We start from the raw sequence: 16116 nt of genomic DNA on the forward strand, positions 1-16116 counted from the left end.
AGTATTATGGAAATTTCGACAATAAAATGCAGGATAAAAGAAAGAAACATGCAAAAAGATTGCGATTTTGCTTGACAGGGAAATGTTTCCGGAGTATGATCATTCCTATGAACAAAATGTGAATGCGGATGTATATATCCTCTGCGATTCCGGCTTGTTCAAATCAATTGTAAAGCGAGGTAGAGTTTATGAAGACAGGAAACAAGATCGTATCCCTGCTGTTGGCCTGTTCTATGCTGGCGGCGTCCTTTACCGGGACCACCGCTTTTGCAGCATCGGACAAGCCCACACCTGTGGAGGGAGAGATCGAGACCGGTGCGGTCATGGGCTATTCCCATTCCGGCATGGATACGTCCTACATGTTGGACGCTGCCGCGAAGCCGAGGATGCTTTCCAGAGCGGCCAGATCTGCGCAGGAGGAATTGCCCTCCGCCTATAACACGATCGATGCGGGGCGCGTGACCACACAGGTGCGCGACCAGGCAGGGTGGGGCACCTGCTGGGCCTTCGCCGCGACGGGTTCGATCGCTTCGAGCCTGTACGATGAACTCCAGGAGAATACGCCCGTCCTTTCCCCGGCGCATCTGGCCTATTTTGCCTTCCATGGCAAGGCCAACCCGGAGGACCCGGCGGACAAGACGGACGGGGACACCTATCTGCCATATGAATACGACGAGAGCATGATCAATGATGATTACCGGGAGTATGTCGGCGGCGGCAACACCTTCTGCAGCACCGCCACCTTTACCAGAGGCGTGGGCCCGGCTTTGGAGGAGGTCGCGCCGTATCCGGACCCCTTCTACGAGGTGGATAAGACGCCGTGGCTGGATCTCGACCCCAGCATCCAGTTTGAGCAGGCATACCGCTTGGACGACAGCATCTATTTGCCGACCAAGAACGCGGACGGCGAATTGGATACCACGGCCATTAAAAAGGCTTTGATGGAAAACGGCGGCAGCCTGGTGGTTGCCTATGACTCCAGCGGCACCAGGGCTTTTTACTATGAAGAAGAATACCAGCCGGCGATGATCGGGGACGACGGCAATGGCAACAAGGTCATCATGACCCATTACACCGGTTCCGATTTCGGCGATTGCAACCACGCGGTCCAGATCGTCGGCTGGGATGACAACATCCCGAAGGAGTATTTCCAGGACGCACAGGGCAATTCGCCGGAGCACGACGGCGGCTGGCTGATCCGCAACAGCTGGGGCGATTGGTCCTATATGCACGGTTATTTCTATATGTCCTATGACGAAGGGACCATCACCGAGGTTTCCCAGTACCAGGTAGGGGATGCGGATGAGTTCGACCACACCTACCAGTACGATGGAACCGGTTGGTCCATGTCCGCCGGCGCGGAAGACAAGGCCACGGCGGTCCCGATGGCCAACATTTTCACCGCAACGAGCGATGAAACCCTGCGGGCCGTCTCCTTCTACACCACCGATGCGAATGCGGAATATTCCATCCAGGTGTATACGGATACCAACAATTACAACCCCACCAGCGGCAACAAGGCTTATGAAGAGCCGCAGACGGGCACGGAGCAGTATCCGGGTTACCACACCGTTTATCTGGACGAGCCGGTCAACCTGAAGGAAGGCGAGAACTATGCGGTTGTCGTCACCATGCAGAACCCGCTCGGCCGGGCATACCCGGTCGCCTGCGAGATGAATGCAACGCTGGATAACTTCCGCGTGCAGGCAGCAATCGACAACCATCAAAGCTTTATCAGCATCGATGGCGGCAAGAGCTGGATCGACCTGGCGGATGTGGGCGAAAACTACACGGCGCACTCCAAGCGGGTGGACCCCAACTCCCAGAACCAGGAAGACTGGACCGGAAATATCGAACCGGGCACCAGCGGCGTGAACATCGAAGTCGCCGGCGACTTCGACGGCGATGTGTGGGATAATCTGGCAAATGTCTGCCTGAAGGCGTTCACCACCGAGGGGAACGACGAAGACGCGGTTACCCCGGCAGAGGCGAAGCTGCTCACCATCACCTATGACCCGACGGTCACGATGCAGGTCAGCGGGGCTGCGGATGACGTAGTCAACACGGCTGGCACGTACATCGGCAAGGTGGTTTCTGGCGAAGAACTGACCCTGTCCTTCGCACCCGTTGTTCCCGGCAGGGAGATCACCGGCGTTACGGTCAACGGCGAAGCGGTCGAGGACTTTGATAAGAACCTGTTCACCTATAGCCTGACCATGGGCGAAGAGAACATGGCGGTGGACATCGAATTCAGCGTGGTCAACAAGATCACTTTGAACGCGGCATTGCAGCTGGCAAAAGAAGCCCAGAAGAGCGATGAATACGAAGCAGCGTTGAGCGACGTGCAGGAAGCGCTCGATAAGGCGATCGCCAACGGCGAAGAGGTCGCAGCGAGCACAACCGCGACCCAGGAGGAAATCGACGATGCTTGGAACCTCCTGTTTGATGCCGTACAGGCATTGCAGTTCCAGAATGGAAACATGGCTGGCCTGCAGGCCGTCCTGGATCTGGCCAATTCGTTGCAGAAGGAAGACTTCACGCAGGCTTCCTGGGATGCAATGGTCGCCGTGAGGGACGAGGCCCAGGCAATGGCCGATGCGCAGGATTCCCTGCAGCAGGACATCGACGAGATGACGCAGGCTTTGGCGGATGCGCTGAATGCATTGGAGCCGGCCACCGCGTTGGATCAGCTCCAGGCGTTGGTCGATACGGCCAATGGCTATGCGGCGGACGATTATATCCAAAACGATGCATGGGATACCTTTGAGGCAGCTTTGGAGAAGGCAGAGGCGTTGCTTGCCTCCACCGATCCTTCCCAGGACGATGTCACCGCGATGATCGTCGAGCTGAGCACGGCAATGGCGGAGATCCGCTTGGTGCCGGATAAGAGCAAGCTGGAAGACCTGATTGCAAAGACGGAGGGCAGCACGGATGCCACCGTTAAGGCGCTCAGAACGCAGGCAATCGCATTGCTCGCGAACGATCTGGCCACGCAGGAAGAGGTTGACGCACTCGTCGAAGAGCTTGAAGTTGCCATCGAGAACGCAGGCAAGCCTTCCGGCGGCAATTCCTCCAGCGGGAACAAGGGCTCCAGCTCTTCGAATACTTCTGGCGGAAATGTCTATGCGGGCGAAGGCACAGCAGTTGTGACCTCCTCCGCATCCGTAGTGACGGCGGCGAAATCCGTGGTTTCCGATACAACAGCGCCGTTTGTTTTGAAGAGAGGCAGCGCATACTGCTTCAAGATGACAGTCGTCAACGGCAGCACGGCAACGCCGAACTTCACGGTTGGCAACGGCAGCGTGCTCAAGACGCAGTATGTGGCGAAGGTTGGCAACGACTACTACTTCCGCGTCTATGCGATCGGAACGCCGGGCCAGAGCACGGGCGTCTACACGCAGATGCCGGGCGAAGCGCCGGTCCTCCAGTGTGCGGTTACCATTGGATAAGCTCATTTCGAGATACAATAGAACGGTCTAGCAATATTTTTGAGGCAATGGGGTCTCCGGGTATCCCGGGGACCTCCCTCTTTCTTTAGATGATTTACATAGTTTTTAAAAAAAAACACTTGTATTTTTGCATGAAGTTTATTGCATTAAATCGGCAAAATGACAGAAAAATGCAAGAGGGAAAAAGATACTTTCAAAATATAAGAAAAAATTGGAAAATTCTCGCAGAATTCGCAAGATAATCGAACCTGTGATGCAAGGTCTGTTTTGGTTAGATGCAAAATGAGGATGGTTCAATCTTGACATCCTTTTTTTACAGTAGTATCATCAATTTTATAGACAAATCAGGAACTGAAAAAACGTATTTTGACACGTTTTTCTCAAATTTTTTATTGAAGAGAGGTTGAGTTTATGAAGTCAGCGAACAAAGTCCTATCTGTGTTGTTGGCATGTTCCATGCTGGGAGCCTCCTTTGCTGGGACTACGGCAGCCGCCGCCAGCAAGGGGCCGGAGGAAGGGGCGGTCATGGGGAAAACCATGTCGTCGTATGTCTCGCCCAATATGGATCTGTCGTACATGCAGAACGCTGCGCCGTCGGCAAGGACGATGCTGCGCGCACGTGCGGCCACCGACGAACTGCCCGCCGCGTATAACGCGGTGGAGAAGGGCACGGTTACCACGGAGGTGCGCAACCAGGGCGGCTGGGGCACCTGCTGGGCCTTCAGCGGCACCGGCGCGATGGCGTCCAACCTGTTTGACGAAATGGGTGAGGATGCGCCTGTATTCTCGCCGATCCATCTGGCATACTTTGCTTACCATGGCCGCGCCAACCCGGACGATCCGGCCGACGGAACGGACGGGGATAGCTACCGCCCGTTTGAGTACAATGAGTCGGACGTGGATGTGAAATTCCAGGAGTACCGCTTGGGCGGAAACACCTTTATCGCAACGTCGACCCTCGCAAGAGGCGTAGGCCCGGTGCTGGAGGAAACGCTCCCCTATCCGGAATCGACCGGTTCTGCGGAAGCGGACAAATACGAGGATCTGGACCCGTCCATCCAGTTTGACCAGGAGTACCGCTTGGAGGAGACCAACTATCTGCCGACCCGCGACGCCGACGGCAACCTGGACGGCACAGCGGTGAAAAAGGCATTGCTGGCAGGCGGAAGCCTGGGAATCTCTTATAATTCCAGAGCTTACAACTATGTGGACTATAATGGGACGCCTGTGAAGACCCAGTTTGGCGGCCCCAATTTTGGCGACTGCAACCATGCGGTGCAGATCGTCGGCTGGGACGATAATATCCCGAAGGAGCTGTTCTCCAGCGGCTACGGCACGCCGGAGCACGATGGCGCTTGGCTGATCCGGAACAGCTGGGGCAGAGACCAGTATGACGGCCTGTTCTATATGTCCTATGACGAGGGCAGCATCACCGAGGTCATGCAGTATGTTTTGGACACGACTCCGGACAGCGCGGAGGCTTACGACCATCTGTATCAGTATGACGGCACCGGTTGGAGCATGTCCGTTGGCGGGGAAGAGATGAATGCGCCGGTTTCCATGGCGAACGTCTTTACAGCGACCAGCGACGAGACCTTGAAGGCGGTTTCCTTCTACACCACGGATGCAAATGCACAGTATTCTATCCAGGTTTATACGCAGCTTCCGGAGGATGGCGGCTCCCCGATCGGCGAGGCAAAGGCTTATAAGGAACCCATCACGGGCACGGAAGCATATCCGGGCTACCACACCATCTATCTGGACGAAGACCAGTGGGTCAACCTCGCAGAGGGTGAAAAGTACTCGATTGTTGTCACCATGGAAAACCCGCTCGGCAGAGCGTTCCCGGTTGCAACGGAAATGAACGGCAACTTCGACAACGTCCGTTGCGTTGCCAATATTGAGGAAGGCGAAAGCTTTGTCAATGTAAACGGCGAAGATTGGCTCGATCTGGAAGAGGTCGGCACCAACTATACCGCGCATGTCAAGAGAGTGGCGGGCAGCTCTTCCGCAGAAGACCTGCAGGATAAGCCCGGTACCAGCGGCGTGAACATCCAGGTCGCCGGCGACTTTGACGGCGATATGTGGGGCGCGCTCGGCAATGTTTGCCTCAAGGCGTTCACCACGGAAGGCAATGAAGAGGGCGCAATCACGCCGGCAGCGGGCAAGACCTTGTCGGTGGTTTACACGCCGGCTGTCACCATGGAAGTGGACGGCTATGCAGAGGCGATCCTGGACGCAACAGGCGCCTATATGGGCAGCGTTGTTCCTGGCGAAGAAATCACCCTGTCCTTTGCTCCGGCATACGACGGCCGTGAAATCGCGGGCGTTTCCGTCAATGGCGAGGCACAGGACGATTATGAAAAGGATCTTTACACCTATGCCGTAACCATGGGCGACGAAGACCAGATGCTCGATTTTGATTTTACCATCGTTAATAAGCTCACGTTGAACGCTACGCTGGAAATTGCAAAAGAATTGCAGGGCAGCGACGAATACAATGCCGCTTTGAGCGACGTCAGAGAAGCCATCGATGCAGCCATTGCCAATGCAGAAGAAGTTGCAGAAAGCGCAACGGCGGATCAGGCAACGATCGACAACGCTTGGAGCGAATTGTTGAACGCCATCCAGTACCTGCAGTTCAAGAACGGCGATATGACGTTCCTGAAGCTCCTGCTGGATACCTGTGACAGCCTTGACCAGGCCAGCTACACATCGGCTTCTTGGGAAGCGCTGATGGCGGTGAAGGAAGAGGCCCAGGCGATGTATGACGCGCAGGATTCCCTGCAGGAAGACATCGACGCAATGGCGGATGAGCTGGTTAATGCACTCAACAACCTGGAACTCGGCGCCGATCTGGGCAGCCTGCTGCATTTGATCGAAGTGGCAGATACCTATGAAGCAAGCGAATACATCCAGAACGATGCATGGGATACCTTTGTGGATGTCCTGGCAGAGGCCAAGGAATTGGTCGCGCAGGAAGATCCGTCCCAGGCGGATGTTGAGACAATGACCAGCCGGCTTTCTGTCGCGATGGCAGAAATCCGCTTGATCCCGGATAAGAGCAAGCTGGAAGACCTGATTGCAGAGACGGCGGACAGCACGGATGCCACCGTTAAGGCGCTCAGAACGCAGGCAATCGCATTGCTCGCGAACGATCTGGCCACGCAGGAAGAGGTTGACGCACTCGTCGAAGAGCTTGAAGTTGCCATCGAGAACGCAGGCAAGCCTTCCGGCGGCAATTCCTCCAGCGGGAACAAGGGCTCCAGCTCTTCGAATACTTCTGCCGGAAATGTCTATGCGGGCGAAGGAACGGCGGTTGTGACCTCCTCCGCATCCGTAGTGACCGCGGCGAAATCCGTGGTTTCCGACACGACGGTCAACTTCACCCTGAAGAGAGGCAGTGCGTACTGCTTCAAGATGACAGTCGTCAACGGCAGCACGGCAACGCCGAGCTTCACAGTTGGCAACGGCAGCGTGCTCAAGACGCAGTATGTGGCGAAGGTTGGCAACGACTACTACTTCCGCGTCTATGCGATCGGAACGCCGGGCCAGAGCACGGGCGTCTACACGCAGATGCCGGGCGAAGCGCCGGTCCTCCAGTGCGCGGTTACCATTGGATAAACATTTTATTTGCAAAGAATAACGGGATCCATCTGTAGATGGTTCCTGTAAAGAGGGCAGGCTCCCGGATGTATCCGGGGGTCTGCTTTTTTTGAAATCAGGAGTATGGAAACAAAAAATGTAATACAATTTTAATGGAAAAGAAAAGTTAAATTTTTATAAAAGTATATTATTGATATGTTAAAAAATTGTATTTTTTAGATAACTTTTTGTAAATACGCGACCTGATCGGCGTGTTACAATGACCTCAATAGAGGAAAGTACCATCCCAAATACTGCGGAAAGGAGAGGCGCTGTCTTAAAGGGATATCTTTCGTATGATTTGGAGAAAAAGGAGGAGCTTTATGAAAAAGAAACTGGCTGCGTGTTTGCTAAGTGCCGCCATCCTGTGTTCAGGGGTCACGACGGCATGGGCCGCTACGCCTATTGAAACTGGATTTGCGGGTTTGTCTGTTTCGGAACATCTATACGATTGGGCTTCAGGGGAACTCAGCAATCTGGCGCTGAACCCGACGGGAGTGGGTTTCCCGAAGTTGTTTGCAGAATACACCAACGGCGGCGACAACCTCCAGGATTTGGCGGATGGGATCATCTCGAGCAAGCAGGGGCCGCCGCATGACGAAGGGCCGCGCAACCGCTGGACCAATTACGACAAACAGGGGCCGGCGTTTGTAGAGGTGGAGTTTGAAACCGAGCAGGATGTCCATCAGGTGGAATGGTTTGCTTACAACGATTTCGGAGGCGTACCGACGCCCAAGTCGGTGAGCGTCCAATATTGGGACGGCAGCCAGTGGCAGGAAGCGGCAAACCAGGAAGTCACAGTGGGGACCTATGGGGACGACACGTGGATTGTGCCCTTCACCATCGACTTCGACGTGTTCCGCACAGCAAAAGTGCGGGTGACGGTCACCCCGCAGGACGGGAAGTCGGTCGGCGCTTCCGAACTGCGCGTATGGGGCGTCCGGGAAATGCTGCACGGCTTTGAAATGACGGTGCCAGCGGTCGTGCCGGGCGACAACCAGCTGCCGCTTTCCGTCACGTTGGAGACGGTCCGGGAGCAGGCGCAGCCGCTTTATATCAAGGCGGTGGACAGCACGGGCGCGGAACAGACCTTTAGCGAAGAGATCCCGGCAAACACGCAGACCGCTGATTTTTCCTTGGACCTGAGCAGTTTAGCAGAGGGAGAAATCGAACTGACCGTCTCTTTGCAGGAAGATTTTTCTGATGCAAGAACGGTTGCCTTGACAAAGCGCCTGTCCAACGAAGTTTTCCAGTCGATCTATGAAGAGGTCAAAACACCCTATGAATACGGCATTGTGCTGTCTTATTCGGGCGTGGGGACGGGCACGTTTGACAGCGACCTGATCGACAACCCCAATGTCTTTGCCATTCCGGGCGACGACACCTATGTCTATATGACGTATGTCGGGCACGACGGAACCGGCTACCGCACGGGCCTTGCGCGCAGTACGGACATGCTCCATTGGGAAAAGGTTGGAAAGATTTTGGAGAACGGCGAACCCGGCGCTTGGGATGAATACAACGCGGCGGGCTATATTGTGCGCGACCATAAATGGGGCGAGCTTCCCACCCCGCACGTGATGGCGGATGGACGCCTGGCGATGACCTATCTGGCGTCCGATACCCCCGGCTATGAGGCGGGCATCAAACGCGCTGGCGTGGCGTTTGCGGACAGCATTTTCCAGCCGGACGGTTCGCTTTCCCAGTGGGAACGTTATCCGGACCCGGTACTGGATGCACATGACGGCACCTATCCGTATGAAAAAGGAACCATTTGGAAATTGCAGGCCATTTGGGATGAGGAGAACAGCCGGTATGTGGGCTTCTACAATGCGGCGGGCGGCCCGGAAGTCATGTGCCAGGCGTATTCCGAGGATTTAACGCATTGGGAGCGCGAAGCGACCAATCCTGTGCTCAATCAGGACACCTCTCCCAGCGGCGATGTTTGGGGAGATAGTCATAATGCCGACGCAGACGTTGTAAAAATTGGAGACTACTGGGTGATGTTCTATTTCACCAGTTCCCCGGGCGGCATCATTGACTCGTTTGCTGTTTCAAAGGACATGGTCCATTGGGAAAAATCGTACATCCCGCTGACAGAGCGCAACAGCACTTACAGCTCGACCTATGCGCATAAACCCTGCGTTGTGAAAAAGAATGGCGTGGTTTATCATTATTACAACGCGGTGGGAAGCGAAGGGCGCTTGATTGCACTGGATACATCCATCGACTTGAGCGCCTTGCAGCGCGCACAGGCGATCTCACCGGATGATTGTTCCGAAGCTTGGTATCAGGGCTTGCAGGAAAAGATCACTGCGTTGCAGACGGAATTGCGTGCAGACGATGGTTCTTTGGAACGCATCCAAGCGGCGCTCAGCGCGCTTGCGGTTTATCTCGATGCGGGCGAAGAGGTGGAAGCCCAGCTGTTGACGGTGCAGTGGAGTGGCAACGCATCGATGAGTGTCGAGGGCGAAGTGGAAGAGATCATTTCTTCCGATGCGATCTACGGCGCAAAGGTACAGCCGGGCGAAGAGCTGGTCTTCACCTTCACCCCGACCAAGGGCGCGTTCTCCGGAGCGCAGCTCAATGGCGAGGACATCGAATTTGCAGCAGATGGCTGCACCTACACCTTCACCATGCCGAACGAGGGCACGACCCTGCGCTTTACGTTCACAAGCGTGGATAAGAGCATCCTGGGAGCTGTCCTGGAACAGGCCAACGCCGTGCCGCAGGACGTCATCGACGGCCTGGCGCCGCAGGCGAAGGAGTTCTTCGAAAACGCCCTGGAGAATGCACAGACTGTTTATGACAACGCGAATGCCACCCAGGAAGAGGTCAACGAGGCGTGGAGCGACCTGCTGGATGCGATGCACCTCTTGGAATTCGAGGCGGGCGACAAGGAAACCCTGCTGCCGCTGATCAACATTGCAGAGCAGCTGAAAGACATGCTGGATCAGTTCAAGCCGGGCACGACCGAGGGCTTCGAGGAAGCGCTCAACGCGGCGAAGGACGTCTATGCCGAGGAGAACCCGCTGAAGGCGGACGTGGACGAGGCATATGACAACCTGCAAGCAGCGATTGAAAAGTTGGAATTCCGTGCGGATATGAGCGAGCTGCAAAGCTTGGTGGACGAAGCGAACACCCTCGACCCGGACGACTATATCCAGGATGAGGCGTTCGATACCTTTACCACGGTATTGGCAGAGGCGGAAGAACTGCTTCTGAACGCAGACGCAGCGCAGGCCGACGTGGATGCAAAGGCCGAGGCCCTGACGAGAGCGATGGCAGCCCTGCGCAAGATCCCGAGCAGAGATGAGCTGAACAAGCTGATCGCGGAGATGGAGCAGAAGGATCTGGACGGCTACACCGACCGCAGCGTGGCAGCCTTTCAGGCGGCATTGAGCGTTGCGAAGACGGTTGCCGCGGATGCAAATGCAGACGAGCAGGCGGTCGCAAAGGCATATACCAACCTGGAAGCTGCCGCGAATAACCTGGTCAAGGCGGAGAAGCCGAGCTCGGGTAACAGCGGAAACAGCGGCAAAGGCAGCACGTCTGCCAACGTTGGCAACGCATACGGCGCAGCGGGCGTGGTATCCGCAGCCCAGGGCGTGACCAGCCAGCAGGCCTATGTGGTTTCCGACACGACGGTCAACTTCACGCTGAAGCATGGCCAGGCATACTGCTTCAAGATGACCGTGGTCAACGGCAACAACATGGTGCCGGGCTTCACGGCCGGTAACGGCGAAGTGCTCAAGACGCAGTTTGTGGCGAAGATCGGCAACGACTACTATTACAGAGTCCATGCAACCGGCACGCCGGGCCAGAGCACGGGCGTTTACACCACCCTGCCGGGCCAGAACGCGGTCAAGCATTGCACAGTTACGATTGCGTAAGAGCAAATAGGAAAATGAAAGGGAAGGTTTCTTCCCGATAAACAAAGGACCTGATCCTGGGGATTCCCAGGATTAGGTCCTTCTATGTTTTAGCTTTTTATATTTCATGGCCTGATGGGGTGCGGTTTATCTTTATGAAACGTTCGTCTTGCTTCTATAGGGATTTTCCCTGTGAAGAGAAAGACAAGTTTTTTGCGGTGTGCTTCTGTAGGGCTTCCAATGTGGAGAGGAAAGCAAATTCCTTGCTGCCCGTTTTCGTAGGGAACGCCGTAGGCGCGGAAAGACGCCGTGCGTCCGCCGTAGGCGCGAAAAGACGCTGTGCGTCCGCCGTAGGCGCGGAAAGACGCCGTGCGTCCGCCGTAGGCGCGAAAAGACGCTGTGCGTCCGCCGTAGGCGCGAGAGGCACTGCGTACCCGCGAAAAGGTGCTTGTTTTAGAAGATATCCTGGAATAAGTACCTTTTGTATGGTATAGCAATATGGCGCACAAATTATGAGATGCAGTTGCTTTAATGAACATTAAAACAATTACATTTACTTATTAAACGCAATTAATATTAATATAGCAGAGCTCTTCCTGTAAATGACAAAAAAATACAGAGAATTTGCAATTAATTCTATTGACAATGAGATATATTTTATTTATATTTTTGACACAAGGTAAATCTAAAAAATAAATTCATTGCAAAGTGAATTGTCAGAAAGGAGGAGGATCTATACCAAAAGAAATCGGGATGTTTTAAAACAGAGACAGTTCAAGAGAGAAGGAGGAGAACGATGAAAAAAAGATGGTTGTCCGCATTACTAGCAGTTTCTATGTTGCTTTCCCCATCGTATTTGTTTGCTGGGAATGCACAAGCTCTGTCTGTAGGCACGGACACGTCCAAAATGGTCCATGCAGCACCAATTGACCAGGAGGTTTACGAGGCGGAAGAAGCAGCCCTTACGGGAGCAACCGTAGCGCAAAATCTGGATGATTTTTCTGGAGATGGCTTTGTAGACGGCATGAAGACTGGCTCCAAGGTTGTATTCACCGTGACGGTTCCGGATGCAGGCGATTATGCGGTCCGCCTGCGTTATTCCAACGGCTCTGGCGAAAATAAGACCATGAGCCTGTATGCGAATGATGAAAAAGTCCGGACGTTCACATTGTCAAAGATGATCAATTGGGACACATGGGGCGCGCAAACGGAAAACGTGCCGCTTCAGGCTGGAGAAAATACCATTGCCTTTTCGCTCGAGGAAGGGGACACAGGCAGTGATATCAAGCTGGATTGCATCAGTTTGGCAGATATGTATGAAGCCGAAGATGCAGAGTCCTTGAATGACAACAAAGTCATGTCTGATCACCAAGGGTATTCCGGAGAAGGTTTTGCGGCAGGGTTTGAAGCTGTCGGTTCGGGCGTTCGCTTCATCGTAGAAACCCCAGAAGCCGGCACTTATACCATGGTGGTACGATATGCAAACGGTAAGAATGATGGTTATGCGCAAAAACTGACATGCTCCGTCAATGGTAGTACACAGAAGGTCCGTTTCAGCGACCTTGGCAACTGGGAAGAGTGGGAAGACCGCCCGGTTACCGTAGAATTGCAGGAAGGGACGAATACCATTGACCTGGTCAAAAATAGCGATGATAGCGGTGGGATGAATATCGACTATATCACGCTCAAGAAGACCAAATGGACCTATATTGGCGATGTCCTTTCAGTGGAGAACGCCAGCAACAACGAGTTGGTTTTTGAATGTGATAATGCAGCGGTTAGCATTAAATCGGTTTCCCCCAGCGCACTGAAAGTTTGGTGCGAACCCAGCAAACGTTTTGACCGTAAATATGATTCTTTTGCGGTTCAAAATGAGGCAGTGAACCCGGAAACCCTCACAGCGGAGGACCGCGGCGACTATTACCTGATTTCCACTGGGACAATGGATGTGCAGGTCGATAAGAGCCCGTTCCGTCTCACTTACTGGGATAAGAACGGCCAACTGCTCTGCGAAGGCGATGAACAGAGCATGGGCTGGAGTACGGACAGCGAAGTCCTGGTGCAAAACAAAAAGCAGGCCGATGAGCGTTTTTGGGGCTTGGGCGAAAAGACCGAGGCATTTGAAAAGACCGGCCAGCGGTTAATCATGTGGAGCAACGACGGCCCCGGGCACGAGGGCGATTCCTATGTCCAGGAGAGCGGGGAAGGCCGTTGGTATATGTCCGATCCGCATTTTATTAGCTCCAAAGGGTACTCGATCTATTTTGACAACACAAGCCGTACGGTGTTCGATTTTGGGAAAACCGACCCAGAATCTTATTCCTTCGGGGCCCTGAACCCTGCCCCAGGCGGGGAGTTGTTGTACTATTTCATGTACGGTCCGTCCATGAAGCAGATTGCAAAGACCTTCACGGATATCATCGGGAAATCATACTTCGCGCCCGAATGGGGTTATGGAAACATCCAGTGCCATTATGGTTACACCCAAGAGGATATCGAGCGTGTGGCACAGACATACCGAGACAAGGAAATCCCGCTGGATATGATGATGGCGGATATTGAGTGGTATCAATATAAGTGTAGCCCGACGCAATGGAATACCACTAATTTCCCCGACCCAGAGGGGATGATTGCAAAACTCCACGGCCTCAATGTACGTATGGGTGTGATAGACGACCCGAATGTCACAAATGCACAGCCGGAGGATTACCCATATGGTGTGGAGAACGGCTACTTTATGCACAGCAGGACCGGGGATCAGAAGGATATTATCTGGCCTTGGGGCGCTGCTTCCGGCCTGACAGACTTCTTCAATCCAGAGGCCCAAGAATGGTGGGGCGAGCAGCATAACATGATCCTGGATCAGGGCGTGGAAGGCTTCTGGCTCGACATGAACGAACCGGCGCGTATGCGTCCGGATTGGGTGGGCTGGAATGAAGAAGGAAAGGCGTGGGGCGACATTGAAGAGCTCCACAATGCCTATGCCATCCAGCACAACGAAACCATTTATAATAAGGTGACCGAGGATGGGAAGCGCCCATTCCTGCTGACCCGCTCTGGTTTCACAGGCAGCCACCGCTATGTTTCCCCGTGGACGGGCGACATCGGCTGTGGGTGGAACGATATGCATGAGCAGATCCGGTTGGGTACCAGCCTCTCCCTGTCCGGCTTCAATTACTGGGGATTCGACATCGGCGGCTTCAATGGCACGCCTTCTAGCGACCAGTTCAAACGCTGGATTCAGTTGGCCACGTTTACCCCGATTCACCGGTTCCATTATGCCATTGGACTTCCAGCAAAAGAGCCTTGGGAAAATGGCGGCGAAGATGTAGCGCGTAGATATATTAACTTGCGCTACCGCTTGATCCCGTATACGTATTCGCTGACTGCGGATAATATCATCGGCATCGGCATCGAAAAGGGCCTTGGAGAAGGCGGGACAGGTGTCCCTCTTGTAAGACCTATGGTCATGGAATTCCAGGACGACCCGAATACCTATGGCATGGATACGCAGTTTATGAACGGCCCCAGCTTCCTGGTGGCCCCGGTGGTAGAGGATTCTTCCATCAAAGAGGTTTACCTGCCCGAGGGGGATTGGTACGACTATGACGACGGAAAAACGGTTTATGGCGGCGGTGGTACGTTACAGTATTCCGCGCCGGTTACGCTGCTCCCGGTCTTTGTCAAGGCGGGCTCGATTATCCCGATGCAGCCGGAGATGGAATATGTCGGCGAAAAACCGATCGATGTTTTGACATTGGACGTATTCCCCACGTTGGAGAACGGCAGTTTTGACTTTGTCCTCTATGAGGATGACGGCGAAACGGATGCCTATAAGGAAGGCGTGTATGCCACCACTCCGTATACTTGCAATGTTGCTGCTGGCGAAGAAAATACGGCGATCACATTCCAAATTGGCGAGCGCACTGGTCGTTATACGGATATTGCGCCGCGCAGCTATCTGATGCAGTTCCATAAGGCGGCATATGAAGACATATCCGTCCAGCAGGATGGGCAGGAACTCACAGCGTACGATTCCCTGGAAGCCCTCCAGGCAGCGGAAACCGGCTATTATGCCGATGTGGCTAGTGAAATCTGTTATGTGAAGGTGCCGGATACGGCGAAGGCTTCCACCATCACCCTGCGTGGGACGACGATTCCTTCGTTTGAATTTGAGGCAGAAGACGCAGAGATCATGGGGAATGCACAGAGTGAAAACGTCTTCGGCGGTTATAAAGGCTCCGGATACGTGGCGTGGCTCCACGACGTGGGCGATGGGGTGCGTTTCTCCGGTATTACCGTCCCGGAAGAGGGCGACTATACCGTGTATTTGCGGTATGCAAATGGCTCTGGCAATACGCAGACGATGAGCGTCTATGCAAATGACAGTGCGGATGCCCAGCAGGTATTTTTCCCGAATATGAAGGATTTCAGCCTCTGGGATGAAATTCCAGTGACCGTCCATCTCCAGGAAGGAGAAAATACGCTGACGGTTCTTGTAAACGAAGGCGATACGGCAAACATCAATATTGACCGTATCGAAGTGAGCCGGGAACCCATGGTAATGGTACAGTTGCCTGTTCCGAATGGCGGGTTCGAAAACGGAATCCTGGACAACTGGACGGTAGAAAACCTTTCGGGGACAGCCGGCCATGGCGTAGATGAAAACGATGCATTTGGCGGCAGCTATAAATTCTATTTCTACAATGGAAGCGCCTATGAGGGCCGCCTCAGCCAGACGGTCACCGGCCTGCCGGATGGCGTTTACCGCGTGAATGCGACGGTAAAAATGTCGAATACGGCGGCAGATACCAGCCGCATGGAGCTGTCGGGTTATAATGGCACGCAAGAGACAATGGTCAACATCCCGTTTAATAGCATCTATCAGAAGTTTTCCACAGAAATAGAAGTTACGGATGGAAAAGTTGATATCGCATTTTATTGCAAATCGTCCGGAAACACCTCCATGCAGATCGACAACGTGGAACTCTGGAAGATCGACAGCACAGCCCCGAGCGAGACCTATGCGATCCAGGTGGCGGACGACCAGGAAGCAACCCTGAGCGCGCCGGAAGAGGCGGCTTTGGGCGAGACCGTGACGGTTTCCGTCTCCGGCCTGCCGGCAGGAAAGACCGTGCAGGCGGTCAAGG

General features: G+C 54.2%; 4 protein-coding genes. All 4 read left to right on the forward strand.

Translation table 11 applies throughout. The annotated features are described in order from the left end of the window. Positions 1-188 precede the first annotated feature (188 nt). Complete coding sequence (locus B5F54_RS15485) at positions 189-3449, forward strand: lectin like domain-containing protein (protein WP_087235109.1); 3261 nt, start codon at positions 189-191, stop codon at positions 3447-3449. Positions 3450-3860: 411 nt separating this feature from the next. After that, positions 3861-7073, forward strand: a complete 3213-nt coding sequence (locus B5F54_RS15490; protein ID WP_087235110.1) for a lectin like domain-containing protein — start codon at positions 3861-3863, stop codon at positions 7071-7073. Positions 7074-7417: 344 nt separating this feature from the next. Further along, positions 7418-10987 (forward strand): FIVAR domain-containing protein, encoded by a 3570-nt coding sequence (locus tag B5F54_RS15495; protein ID WP_087235111.1) that lies wholly within the window; start codon positions 7418-7420, stop codon positions 10985-10987. Positions 10988-11762: 775 nt separating this feature from the next. Then, on the forward strand, positions 11763-16116 hold a 4354-nt coding region (locus B5F54_RS15500), incomplete at its 3' end, for a TIM-barrel domain-containing protein (RefSeq protein WP_087235112.1).

It is taken from the genome of Anaeromassilibacillus sp. An250, from assembly GCF_002159845.1.
Classification (GTDB): Bacteria; Bacillota; Clostridia; order Oscillospirales; family Acutalibacteraceae; genus Anaeromassilibacillus; species Anaeromassilibacillus stercoravium.

Bases quoted from the DNA above. Each gene is read 5' to 3' on its own strand.
- B5F54_RS15495 (WP_087235111.1), top strand. From the start codon at position 7,418: ATGAAAAAGAAACTGGCTGCGTGTTTGCTAAGTGCCGCCATCCTGTGT.
- B5F54_RS15490 (WP_087235110.1), top strand. From the start codon at position 3,861: ATGAAGTCAGCGAACAAAGTCCTATCTGTGTTGTTGGCATGTTCCATG.
- B5F54_RS15485 (WP_087235109.1), top strand. From the start codon at position 189: ATGAAGACAGGAAACAAGATCGTATCCCTGCTGTTGGCCTGTTCTATG.